This window comes from Variovorax sp. LjRoot84 (genome assembly GCF_964254305.1).
GTDB lineage: Bacteria > Pseudomonadota > Gammaproteobacteria > Burkholderiales > Burkholderiaceae_C > Variovorax.
In genome coordinates, this window is the sequence record NZ_CAXUTE020000001.1 from 3796087 (window position 1) to 3808411 (window position 12325).

At 65.6% G+C, this 12325-nt stretch carries 10 protein-coding genes; 6 read left to right on the top strand and 4 right to left on the bottom strand.

Annotation, left to right across the window (positions count from 1 at the left end; genetic code table 11):
- Positions 1-41: 41 nt before the first annotated feature.
- The 4 genes from ACSQ9I_RS18840 to ACSQ9I_RS18855 form a co-directional block, all read right to left on the bottom strand.
- Positions 42-650: a helix-turn-helix domain-containing protein gene (locus ACSQ9I_RS18840; protein WP_436314083.1), complete on the bottom strand. Its 609-nt coding sequence runs from the start codon at positions 648-650 to the stop codon at positions 42-44.
- 18 nt (positions 651-668) lie between these two features.
- Positions 669-1619 (bottom strand): PDR/VanB family oxidoreductase, encoded by a 951-nt coding sequence (locus ACSQ9I_RS18845; protein WP_436314084.1) that lies wholly within the window; start codon positions 1617-1619, stop codon positions 669-671.
- A 1-nt stretch (position 1620) separates the two neighbouring features.
- Positions 1621-2145: an MOSC domain-containing protein gene (locus ACSQ9I_RS18850; RefSeq protein ID WP_436314085.1), complete on the bottom strand. Its 525-nt coding sequence runs from the start codon at positions 2143-2145 to the stop codon at positions 1621-1623.
- A 527-nt stretch (positions 2146-2672) separates the two neighbouring features.
- Positions 2673-3578: a LysR family transcriptional regulator gene (locus ACSQ9I_RS18855; protein ID WP_436314086.1), complete on the bottom strand. Its 906-nt coding sequence runs from the start codon at positions 3576-3578 to the stop codon at positions 2673-2675.
- 84 nt (positions 3579-3662) lie between these two features.
- Here ACSQ9I_RS18855 and mdlC point away from each other — a divergent pair, with 84 nt between their 5' ends.
- The 6 genes from mdlC to ACSQ9I_RS18885 all read left to right on the top strand — a co-directional run bounded on the left by mdlC (position 3663) and on the right by ACSQ9I_RS18885 (position 12312).
- On the top strand, positions 3663-5291 hold the full coding sequence (mdlC, locus tag ACSQ9I_RS18860; protein WP_436314087.1) for a benzoylformate decarboxylase: 1629 nt from the start codon (positions 3663-3665) through the stop codon (positions 5289-5291).
- A 39-nt stretch (positions 5292-5330) separates the two neighbouring features.
- Complete coding sequence (locus ACSQ9I_RS18865) at positions 5331-6782, top strand: aldehyde dehydrogenase (RefSeq protein WP_436314088.1); 1452 nt, start codon at positions 5331-5333, stop codon at positions 6780-6782.
- Between the two features lie 20 nt (positions 6783-6802).
- Entirely contained in the window at positions 6803-7768 is a 966-nt protein-coding gene (locus ACSQ9I_RS18870; protein ID WP_436314089.1) for a Bug family tripartite tricarboxylate transporter substrate binding protein, read from the top strand.
- Between the two features lie 23 nt (positions 7769-7791).
- On the top strand, positions 7792-9519 hold the full coding sequence (locus ACSQ9I_RS18875) for an FAD-dependent oxidoreductase (RefSeq protein WP_436314090.1): 1728 nt from the start codon (positions 7792-7794) through the stop codon (positions 9517-9519).
- Positions 9516-10070: a Bug family tripartite tricarboxylate transporter substrate binding protein gene (locus tag ACSQ9I_RS18880; RefSeq protein WP_436314091.1), complete on the top strand. Its 555-nt coding sequence runs from the start codon at positions 9516-9518 to the stop codon at positions 10068-10070. The genes ACSQ9I_RS18875 and ACSQ9I_RS18880 overlap by 4 nt, the downstream gene beginning before the upstream one ends.
- Before the next feature lie 133 nt (positions 10071-10203).
- Positions 10204-12312 carry a TonB-dependent siderophore receptor gene (locus tag ACSQ9I_RS18885; protein WP_436315780.1) on the top strand — a complete coding sequence of 703 codons (2109 nt, stop codon included), beginning with the start codon at positions 10204-10206 and terminating at the stop codon, positions 12310-12312.
- Positions 12313-12325: the final 13 nt, after the last annotated feature.

Here is a 12325-nt window from a genome sequence, read left to right on the forward strand (position 1 = left end):
CGATCGAGATGCGGGCTACGGGACGAGCCGCGCGTCGAGACCTATGCGGTGGCGGCAATCACGACAAGGGCCGACGCCGGTTCATCGGTGAGCGCCGTGAGCTTGTGCGGAATGGTGGAGTCGAACTGCACGCAGTCGCCTGGCTCCAGCCGCTCCTTGCGTGACCCGATCTGCATCTCGATATGGCCGGTGAGAACGAAGAGGATTTCCTCGCCCTCGTGGTGGCTCATGATCCGGCCGCGCTTCTGGGTTTTTCCCGGCCGCACGATGAATGCCCGCATCACGCGGTCGTTGCGAAGGCCCGCGACCAGCGAGAGATGCGTCGTGGGATCTCCCGCGATGGAGCCGTTGCCCCGGACGATCGAAACGACGTCTTCCTCCGGCTGTTGTCCGAAGAGCCGGTCCACCGTCACACCCAGGGCCTTGGCGATATTGAGTGCCGACTCGATCGACGGCGTGGATACGCCACGCTCGATCTTCGACAAATAGCTGCGCGTGAGCCCTGAGTCTCGAGCCAGATTCTCCAGCGTCAATCCGCTTTGGACGCGCAGGTACTTGAGGTGTAATGCCAAGGCTTTGAACGGGTCTGCTGCAGGCCGATCGGCTGCTCGCAACCCACTGGAAATTGCTGCGGGGCCCGATTCTGGCACGAGTGTGTCGCTCGCTGCCTAGATGTCGAGAACCAGCCGGGGCCCTGCACACTCCGCAACGCAGACGATCACTTCATGCGTGCGCTCCTGAGCACTCAATACCCGATCGTGATGGATGGGCGGCCCCTCGGTCCAGCGTGTGCGGCATGCCCCGCAGATGCCGCCGGCGCACGACACGGAGATATCGGCGTCCATCGCTTCCAAGGTGGCAAGGAGTCCCACCTCGGGCCGCACTTCCATCTCGCGACCGCTCTTGGCCAGCACTACGCTGTATGGCTGCGCGATCAGGTTTGGAACAAGCTTGGACGCCGTGAACCGCTCCACGTGCTTGCGGCTTTCAGGCCACTCTGCGACAGCGGATTCGAATGCATCGAGCATCCCTGTGGGTCCACAGCAAAATGCCTTTGCATCTTCACCATGGGCTCCCAAGAGGGATTTGATGTCGGGCGGATTGACCTCGAGCGTGTTGTACAAGTGGACCCGTCCACCCTTGACCGCCGGCTCCAGCATGTCGATCAGGCTCGGGTGACCCATGCTTGCCCAATGGAGTTCGTAGTTCGTTTTGCCCTCACGCTCCAACGCCAGAATCGCGGAAACGAACGGCGTCACGCCTATTCCGCCGGCAACGAAGATATTCATTCCCGTTGGCGAAAACTCCAACCCGCTGCGCGGTACCGAAACACCAATGACTTCGCCGGCATGAAGCTCGTCGTGTATGTGGCGCGACCCTCCGCGCCCCCCCTCTTCGCGCTTGACTGCGACAACGTATCTCCTGCTATCGGCGGGGTCGTTGCACAGCGAATAGGTGCGTACGAGCCCATTGGCAAGGTGGAGATCGATGTGCGCTCCGGGCCTGAAGGCAGGCAGGCGCCAGCCGTCCTGGTCGGTCAACACGAGCCGCTTGACTCCCGCCAGTGGCTCGTCGATTTCACGAACGACAGCCTGCAGGTGCTTGATCGCCTTCGGCATATCACGCGCCGCGGACAGCGTCGCCCACGCGGATGACGCCGCCCTTCAGGATCCGGCAATTTAGCCCGGACCTGTTGATCAATGGATCGAACACGGCCTTGCCGAGGATTTCCTCGATGTGGCGGCACGGCGTGGAGAGCCGGGTGGCTTCAAGAAGCGTTTCCCCCACCCAGAATTGGCGGCCGACCAGATGATTCAGCGGCACCCCTTGCACGGTCATGTTTCTGCGATGTTCCTCGGGCAGCATTTGGATCTTTGCATCGCGCGCCAAGGCCTCAAGCGTCTCGATCTCGAACAGCGTGATCTGCCGTCCCTCCTCCGGCTTGTGGGAGTAGAAGCCGGACTCCCTTCCGATCATGTACCGGTCCCCTTCGATGCCCTTGCCAGCCACAAGCGTCAACTCGTCGAATGACTCCATGGGGAGGAAGGCGCGAGGCGTGATGTGAAGATATCGAACGACGCCCGCCCAGGCAGGAACAACTTCCCGATTGCCGAACTCCTGTTGGTGAGTTGCTGCAGTAAGCATGTAACACGCTCCTTGATAACGGTGGCTCAGCCGGTTTGATGAAGGAACCTCATTGTAGGACACTTTGTGTCCCATGGGACTCGCCAGGCACCACGAGAACTGGCTCGAAGCGTGGCATTCTGGCCAAAAGGTGATGGAAGACCAATGCGGCAGGCAGGGATCTTGGACCACAGGGCCGCAACACGGTTGATGGTCGCGCGACGCGCGTCGATGAGCATGTCGGGTTGCCTTCGCTCTTTTCGCAAACCCCGATGTGACAGACGAGTAGCCTGCGACTCTCAAGGCCGCGCTGCGAGCGGGCGGCGTCCGGTTCGTCGAGTTGGCACCTGCTTCAGGTCTGTGCCAGGGTGATCGCCTGATAGATGCCGACGGCGTGTATGCCCTATTCCGGGAATCCCTCGACGCCGAGGCCGTTCTGACGCGGCCCGACTTCGTGGTGTATGGGCACGCCGATCGTGCAGGTCCCGTGCATCTGGCCGAAAGCTTCGCACGCCTCGACAAGGCGGCATCATTCCACCATCAGCGTCCTAGTCCTTGAAAAGACCGATGAAGAGATTCCGCATCCAATGGTGCGCGGGATCCGATTCGAAGCGGCGGCTCCAGTGCAGCGACACGGTGAAGGCGCTGCGGGGAAGCTCCGCCGGAAGCACCGCATAGCGCTTCGGCTCGATGAACCTGCGCGCGATCGCCTGCGGCATCACGACGGCGAAATCGGTGCGCGCAATGATCGCCGGCAGCGCAAGAAAATGCGCCGAGTTGAGCACCAGCCTTCCATCGAGCCCGAGCTGCTGCAAGATGCGGAAGGTCTCCGAATGCGAGCGCACGGCCACGTATTCCAGACGCCGCAGGTCCTGAATGGTCATGCGGACATCCGCCGCCTTCGTGGCCTTGGCCATCGGATGTCCCGACCGCACCACCACCGCGTAGCGATCGCGCAGCAACTCGACGCGCTCCGTTCCGCTGACCGAAGGCAGAAACCCGAGCGCGAAATGGATGGCGCCGGTTTCGAGGGCATCGGTGATCTCCCCGTGCGGCAGCGGAGTCGTATGCACGCGTATGCCGGGTGCCTGGCGGTGCAAGGCTTCCATCAATTCTGGCAGCAGCCGGGCTTCTCCGATGTCGTTCATATGCAGCCGAACGGTCATCTTCGAGCGTGACGGATCGAAAGTGTCTTCGTCCCGCAGCACATCCTCGATGGCCGCCACGGCCGGCTGAACGACGCTTGCGAGCCGCTCCGCACGCAGCGTCGGTCGCATGCGCCCGTTGGCGCGCACGAACAGCGCATCGCCCAAGGCGAGACGCAACCTTGTCAGACCCTGGCTGGCCGCCGGCTGCGACAGCCCCAGCGCATCGGCGGCGCGGCTGACGCTGCCCAGGCGGTAGACCGCCTCGAACAGGCGGAGCAGGTTCATGTCCAGCTTTTCAGTATGCATTCGTCTAATTTTGCTTTAGACATTTCATTGTATTGATGAATACCGCGGCAAGCGTAAGACTGCGGCCTTCATCTAGGAGCATTCATGGATCGACGCGTCGAACTTTCCGCGCAAGCGCCCCTCTCGGCCGTCAGCACCCTGACCGTGCGAGACGCGGTTTTCAGGCTGCTGCGCGCGTTCGGCATGACCAGCGTATTCGGCAACCCCGGCTCGACTGAACTGCCGATGTTCATCGACTTCCCGGAAGACTTCCGCTACGTGCTCGGTCTGCAGGAGTCGGTGGTCGTGGGCATGGCGGATGGCTATGCGCAGGCCACGCACAACGCGGCATTCATCAACCTGCACTCCGCCGCCGGCGTCGGCCATGCAATGGGCAACATCTTCACGGCCTTTCGCAACCGCACGCCGCTTGTCATCACGGCCGGGCAGCAGGCGCGGTCGATCCTGCCCTTCGAGCCTTTCCTCGGCTCCACGCAGGCGCCCGAACTGCCGAGGCCCTATGTGAAGTGGAGCGTCGAGCCGGCGCGGGCCGAGGACGTTCCGCTGGCGATCGCGCGGGCCTACTACATCGCGATGACCCCGCCGCGAGGCCCCGTGCTGGTCTCGATTCCGTCGGACGACTGGGACGTTCAGACCTTGCCGGTTGATGCACGAGAGGTCAGCCGCCACCTGCGCGCTGACCCCGACCTTCTCGCACGCATTGCCGCGGCCCTCGATGGCGCCCGCTCCCCCGCCTTCGTCGTCGGTGCCGCGGTCGATCGCGACGAGGCCTGGAAAGAGGCGGTCCAATTGGCCGAGCGGCACAACGCGCGCGTGTATGTCGCGCCCATGTCGGGCCGATGCAGCTTTCCGGAAGATCATCCGCTGTGGGGCGGCTTCCTGCCGCCGATGCGTGAGCGCATCGCCGAGCGGCTCGCTGGCCACGACCTGGTGTTTGCGCTCGGTGCGCCGGCGTTCACCTACCATGTGCCGGGCCACGGGCCGCACCTGCCCGAGGGGACCGAGCTGGTGCAGCTGACGGACGATCCCCAGGTCGCGGCCTGGGCGCCGACGGGAACCTCCGTGGTCGGCAGCATCCGCCTCGGACTGCTCGATCTGCTCGAGTGCAGCACGCCGCGCGATCGTCCAGCACCACCTGCCCATGTGCGGCCGCCGCGCATGGCAGAGCCCGAACCCGGCGAGCGCCTACCGGTGGCCTGGGTGCTGCAGACGCTGGCCGACGTGCGCGCGCGCGACAGCATCCTGGTTGAGGAAGCACCCAGCGCACGGCCCGTGATGCACGGCCACCTGCCGATCTTCGAATCCGAGACCTTCTACACCATGTGCAGCGGCGGCTTGGGCTACGGCCTTCCGGCGGCGGTGGGGGTGGCGCTGGGCAAGCCGGGCTCACGAGTCATTGCATTGGTGGGCGATGGCTCGGCGATGTACGCCATCCAGGCGCTGTGGAGCGCAGCCCAGCTGGCGCTGCCGGTCACGGTGCTGATCCTGAAGAACCGCCGCTACGCCGCGCTGTACGACTTCGCCCGCATCTTCGGCTACCGGCCGGACGAGCATGTGCCGGGCACGGACCTCCCCGATCTCGATTTTGTCGCGCTGGCTGGCGCGCAAGGCATGAAGGGGCTGCGCGTCGACACGGCGGAGCAACTGCGTCCCGCCTTGCACCAGGCCCTGCAATCGTCCGCACCGATGCTGGTCGAGATCGAAGTGGGCTGACGGTTTTTCGCCTTTCCAAATCTACAAGGAGACAAGACGATGGGCACGATATCGATGTTGATCAATGGCGAGAGCCGCCAGGCTGCGGACGGTGCGACCTTCGAGCGCCGCAATCCGCTCGACGGGACGGTGGCGACCGTCGCGCCGGCCGCAACGAAGGCCGACGCGGTGGCAGCGGTCGAAGCCGCCGCGGCCGCGTTTCCGGCCTGGTCCCGCACCGGCCCGGGCGAACGCAGGGCGCTGCTGCTGAAGGCGGCTCAGGCCATCGAGGCCAAGGCACAGGCCTTGACGGACGCCATGGCATCCGAGACCGGTGCCGGCGCCCCGTGGGCCGGTTTCAACGTGCACCTGGCCGCCGGCATGCTGCAGGAAGCGGCCGGCATGACCACCCAGATCAGCGGCGAGGTCATCCCCTCCGACGTGCCCGGCAGCCTGGCCCTGGGCCTGCGCCGACCGGCCGGCGTCGTGCTGGGCATTGCGCCCTGGAATGCGCCGGTGATCCTCGGCGTGCGTGCGATCGCCACGCCGCTGGCCTGCGGCAATACGGTCGTCTTCAAGGGCTCGGAACTCAGCCCTGCGACACACGGACTGATCGTTGAAGCGTTCAAGGATGCCGGCTTCCCGACCGGCGTCGTCAACTTCGTGACCAATGCGCCGGCGGATGCGGCCGAGGTGGTCGAAGCGATCATTGCCCATCCGGCGCTACGCCGCGTGAACTTTACCGGCTCCACCCGCGTCGGCAGACTGATCGCGCAGACCTGCGCGAAGTACCTGAAGCCGGCGGTGCTCGAGCTTGGCGGCAAGGCCCCACTGGTCGTGCTGGACGATGCCGACCTCGACGCCGCGGTCAACGGCGCGGCCTTCGGCGCCTTCGCCAACAGCGGCCAGATCTGCATGAGCACCGAGCGCATCATCGTGGACCGCAAGATCGCGGACGCCTTCGTCGCGAAGCTCGCCGCCAAGGCCGTGCAGCTGCCGCTGGGCGATCCGCGCAAAGGGCCGGTGGTGCTGGGTTCGGTGGTCGATGCGAGCACCGTCGAGCGCTGCAACGCGCTGATCGACGACGCGCTTGCCAAAGGGGCGAAGCTGGTTTGCGGCGGCAAGGCCGACAGCACGCTGATGCCCGCGACGCTGCTCGACCACGTGACGCCGCAGATGCGCATCTACCATGAAGAGAGCTTCGGTCCCGTGAAGCCGGTGGTGCGTGTCGACGGTGTCGACGAAGCGGTGCGCGTGGCCAACGACAACCCCTACGGGCTGTCCGCGGCGGTGTTCGGGCGCGACATCGCGCGTGCCTGGGAGGTTGCCAATCGCATCGACTCCGGCATCTGCCACGTGAACGGCCCGACCGTGCACGACGAGGCGCAGATGCCCTTCGGCGGCGTGAAGGACTCGGGCTACGGCCGATTCGGCGGCAAGGCCGGCATCGACGCGTTCACCGAACTGCGCTGGCTCACGGTGCAGACCACCGAACGCCACTATCCGTTCTGATGAAGCGCAGGAGACAGCCCATGAAATCCCTGCTCGCAACCGCGGCGCTGGCGCTCGGACTCGGCCCGTGCGGCATCGCCCAAGCCCAGGACTGGCCCAGGCAGCCCATCAAGATCGTCGCCAACTTCGCGCCCGGCGGCGCGGCCGACCAGCTGGCGCGCGTGATCAGCGCACCGCTGCACGAAGCTCTGGGCCAGCCGGTGCTCGTCGAGAACAGGGGCGGCGCCGGCGGCAACCTCGGCGGCGATTTCGTCGCCAAGTCGCCACCCGATGGCTATACGTTTCTGATGAGCTCCGGCGGCATGGTGTCGATCAATCCGCACATCTACGCAAAGATGCCCTTCGATCCGGCGAAGGATCTCGTCCCGGTCGCATCCGTCGCGCGCGTTCCGTTCTACCTGGTGGTCCGTGCCGACAGCCCGGTCAAGGACTTCAAGGGCCTGGTCGCCGACCTCAAGGCGAACCCCGGCAGGCGGTCGTTCGGATCGCCCGGAAACGGGAGCTCGCCGCACCTCGCGGCGGAGATGATGACCGGCCAGACAGGCACCACGGCCATCCATGTGCCCTACCGCGGCGCAGCACCCGCGCTGACGGATTTGCTGGGCGGCCAGATCGACTTCCTCTTCGATCCCGGCATCAGCATCCAGCACGTCAAGACCGGCAAGCTGCGCATGCTGGCCGTGGCAAGCCTCAAGCGCGCGCCGCAGATGCCCGAGGTACCGACGCTCGACGAACTCGGGCTGAAGGGCTTCGACGCCGATGCAGTGTTCGGCCTCTACGCGCCTGCCGGCACCCGGCCGGGCGTGATCCAGCGAATCAATGCCGAAGTCAACCGCGCGCTGGCACTGCCGGCCGTCCGGGCAACCATCGAAACCCTCGGCAACGTGCCGGAGCCGCTGACCCCCGCGGCCTTCAGCGACAAGGGCGCAGCCGACTTCAAGCGGCTGGGCGCCGTGATCCGGGAACGCGGCATCCGCGCCGACTGATGCATGAAGAAGAAAGACAGCCGATGACCGCCACGCTCCGGCCCGATGCCGGCCGCCCTCCCCTCATCGCCACGGACGTGCTGATCGCCGGCGGCGGTCCCTGCGGCCTGATGCTTGCCAACGAGCTCGGCCGCCGCGGCATCCGCTGCCTGTTAGTCGACGCCAAGCCGGGCACGGCCTTCAACCCGCAGGCCAATGCGACGCAGGCACGCACAATGGAGCACTTTCGCCGACTCGGCTTCGCGCACGAGATCCGTGCGCTGGGGCTGCCGGCCGACCACCCGACGGACATCGCCTACTTCACGCGCCTGGCCGGGCATGAGCTGGCGCGCATCAGCCTGCCCACGGCCGCCGAGGCCGCGGTCAAGGTCAAGTCGATGACGGGTTCCTGGAGCGCCGCCGAACTGCCGCATCGCGTATCGCAGAAATTCGTCGAGCAGGCGCTGCGCCGCCATGCACAGGCCTGGCCTTCCGCCGATGTGCGCTATGGCTGGCGGCTGGAGCGGTTCAGCGACAACGGTGAGTCGGTGAGCGCCACGGTGCGGCCGAGCGAAGGCGGCCCTGCGCAGGACGTGGCCGCGAAGTTCCTGATCGGTGCCGACGGCGCGCGCAGCCTGGTCCGGCAACAGCTGGGCATCGAGTGGGGCGGCGAGAGCGGCATCCAGCGCGAGTTCATGGGCGGCAAGATGTTTGCCATCTACCTGCGCGCGCCCCGGTTCCTCGACGTGCTGCGCCACCCCAAGGCCTGGATGTACGTGGCCGTCAACCACGAAAGGCGTGCCTTCATGGCCTCGGTGGACGGCGTGTCCGAATACGCCTTCCATGCGGCGCTGCGCCCCGGCGAAGATGCCGACGGCTGGACCGAGGCCGATGCGCGCCGTGTCTTCGCCGAGGCGGTAGGGGCCGACGTGCCGATCGAGATTCTCTCCATGGCCACCTGGCTCGCCGGGCATGCGCTGGTGGCGCAGCGCTTCCAGCAGGGCCGGGTCTTCATCGCGGGGGATGCGGCCCACCTGTTCACGCCCACCGGCGGGCTGGGCTACAACACGGCCGTCGAAGACGCAGTCAACCTGGGCTGGAAGCTCGCGAGCGTGGTCCGCGGCCAGGCACCGCTGGGATTGCTCGACAGCTACGAGGCCGAGCGCAGGCCCCTGGCCGAGCGCAACACCAGCTACGCGCGCAAGTTCGCCGACTCGGTGGGGCTCTTCGCGGCAAAGCCCGAACTGGAGGAAGCCTCCCCTCGGGGCGATGCCGAGCGCAAGCTCGCGAGTCTGCACTTCGATGCGCATGCCAGGCTCGAATTCAATATCCCGGGCGTGACCTTCGGCGGCAGGTACGACGGCTCGCCGATCATCCTCGGCGATGGGGCCGTGCTGCCGCCCGACGAGCCGAATGCCTACACACCCACCGCCAGTCCGGGCGGCCGGCCGCCGCATGCGTGGCTCGATGACGGGCGTTCGCTGTTCGACCTGTTCCACGCCGAATGGACCCTGCTCGCGCTGGGGGCTGATGCCCCCGCTACCGAAGCCTTCGAAGCCGCGGCACGGGATCTGGAAATGGACCTGCGCGTCGTGCGGCTGGCGCAGCCGGCCCTGCGCGAACTCTACGAAGCGCCGCTTGCACTGATCCGCCCGGACCAGATCGTGGCATGGCGCGGTGCGGCCGCGGACGACGCGGCAAGTGTGCTGTCTCGCGCCACTTCAACCCCCACAACAATCTCCGTCGATGCGACGAGAGGAGACCCGGCATGAAAGCCCACACCCCGCTTCTTCGTCTCGCCGCCTTTGCGCTGGCCCTGGCGATGGCTCCTTCGGCCTTCGCGCAGGCTTGGCCCACCAAACCGGTCCGCCTGGTGGCCGCATTTCCGCCGGGCACCCCGGGTGACGTGATCGCCAGGTTGATACAGCCGGCGCTTCAGGCCGCCTGGAATCAGCCGGTCATCATCGAGAACAAGACAGGCGCGGGAGGCAACTTGGCCGCCGGAGAAGTCGCGCATGCCAGGGACGGCCACACACTGCTCGTCGGGCCCGACACGATCCTCACCATCAATCCTCATCTGTACAGGAAGCTGGGCTTCGATCTGAGGGCATCGCTCAAACCGGTGACCTACTTCGCGAGCTTCAACCAGACGCTGGTCTGCAATCCCGCGGCCGATGTTCCGTCCCTTGCGAAGTTCGTCCAGTTGCCCTCGACGCGGCTGTATGCCTCCGGCGGCGCCGGGACACCGAGCCACATGGCCATGGAGATGCTGTTGGCCACGACCGGAACCAAATCGAGCAATCGGCTCCAAGATTTCTCCTAAATGTGAATGATAATGATTTCTATTTGTACTACTGAGATAGAAATTGTTGAACGTCAGACTCACACCCATTGCCTCAGCCAAAACCCACCGGTCGCCAAAATCTGCCTCTGCACCCCCTTTCAAGCGCTCGACGCTGAGTCTGCACACCGGCGCGACGCTGCTCGTTCTATGGGCCGCCGCCCAGGGCGGCCGCGCCGAGGCGCAAGAGGCCACGAGCGAACAAAAAGCGCTGCCGGTCGTGACCGTGACCGCGTCCCAGGACGACACGTCCCAGCACCTCGATACGAAGGTAAGCAGCGGCGCCCTCGGCGCGCGGACGCAACTTGAAACGCCCTTCTCCACCACTGTGGTCAGGAACGATGACCTGGCGGAACGCCAGGTATCGAAGCTGGGCGACGTGTTCGCCCTCGACGCCTCGGTCTCCGACAACAGCGGCGCCTACAGCAGTTGGGCCAGCTACATCACGGTCCGGGGCCTGCCGCTGGATTGGCAGAACGCCTATCGGATCGACGGCAAGCCCTTCCTCAGCTATGCCATCAACCTGCCCTACGAGCACTTCGAGCAGATCGAATTGCTCAAGGGCTCGTCCGGCTTCATGTACGGCTTCGGATCGCCGGGCGGCATCGTGAACTACGTGTCCAAGAGGCCGACCGATCGGCCGGTGAGGAGCATCGAGGTCGGCTACAAGTCCGACAGCGTGTGGAGCGAGCACGTCGACCTCGGCGGGCGCTTCGGCGCCGACGACCGCTTCGGCTACCGGCTCAACGCCACGCACGAGGAAGGCAAGACCTTCAACGACGGCGGCATCCGCCGCGATTCCGTGTCGCTGGCGCTCGATGCCAGGCTGACGCGCGACCTGAGCTGGAATTTCGACGCGCTGTACCAGAAGCGCAACTCCACGGACCAGTCCCCGTCGATCTTCACCGGCAGCTATGTCGGGGCACAGCTGCCCACCGCAATCCGAGGCGACAACCAGCGCCTCGTGGGGCCCGGACAGCACCTCGACACCGATCTGAAGCTCTACTCGACCGGGCTCCAGTACAAGCTGTCACCCGATTGGACGCTGAGCACCAGCTACAGCCACAGCACGGCCACACGCAGTCGCAACGAGGGCATCGCCTACCTGCTGGATCCGAGCGGCAACTACAACGACTTCCGCTCCGACAGCAGCGAGGGCCATCGCTTCGACCAATGGCAGGCGATGGCGCAAGGCGTGTTGCGCACGGGTGCCATCGAACACCAGCTGACCCTGGGCGCGTCCTGGCAGAAGCAGACCAACGACTACAGCAGCAACAGCGTCTACCAGCAGATCGGCACCGGCAACCTCCATACACAGAACACCAACGGCTATGCCAGCGTGACCGACTTCTCGGTCTACCGCGACAGCGACATCGCGCAGCGCGCGATCTTCGCCAGCGACACCGTGAAGCTGTCGGACCAGTGGTCCGCGCTGCTTGGCCTGCGCAGCACCAACTACGAGCAGAACAGCTACAGCATCGCCGGCGCCAGGTCTTCGCAATACACCAAGAGCGGCGTGGTGACGCCCACGCTGGCGCTGATGTTCAAGCCGGCGCCGGACACGACGCTCTATACCAGCTATGTCGAATCCCTCGAGCAAGGCGCTTCGGTGGGCATCACCTATGCCAACTACCGTGACCTCCTGAATCCGCTCAAGAGCAAGCAGTACGAACTGGGCATCAAGACCCAGCGCCAACGCTGGAGCGCCACGGCCGCCCTGTTCCGCATCGAACGCGGTGCCGAATACGCGAACAGCCAGAACGTCCTCGTGCAGGACGGGCAGTCCATCTACCAAGGCCTCGAACTGGGCGCCGCCACCCGCCTGGGATCGCAATGGCAGCTCGGCGGCAACCTGATGTTCCTCGACACCTCCTACCAGCGCGGCAGCGACTTTGTCGGCAACCGCGTGGCGGGTGCGCCGAACTTCGTGGCGACGGCGCAGCTGTCCTATGCGGTGCCGCAGGTGCCGGGTCTCAAGCTGTCGGCAGACGCGAAGTACACGGGCGGCACCATGCTCAACGCCTCGAACCAGCTGAAACTCGCCGGCTACACGGTCGCGAACATCGGCGCGAGCTACGCGACACGCATCGGCGGCCACGACACAACCTTCCGCGTGGCGGTCAACAACCTGACCAACAAGCGCTACTGGGAATACCAGTATGCGAACTACATCAAGCCCGGTGACCCGCGCACCCTCAGCTTGAGCGCCAAGCTGGATTTCTAGGCGTAGTGGCGGG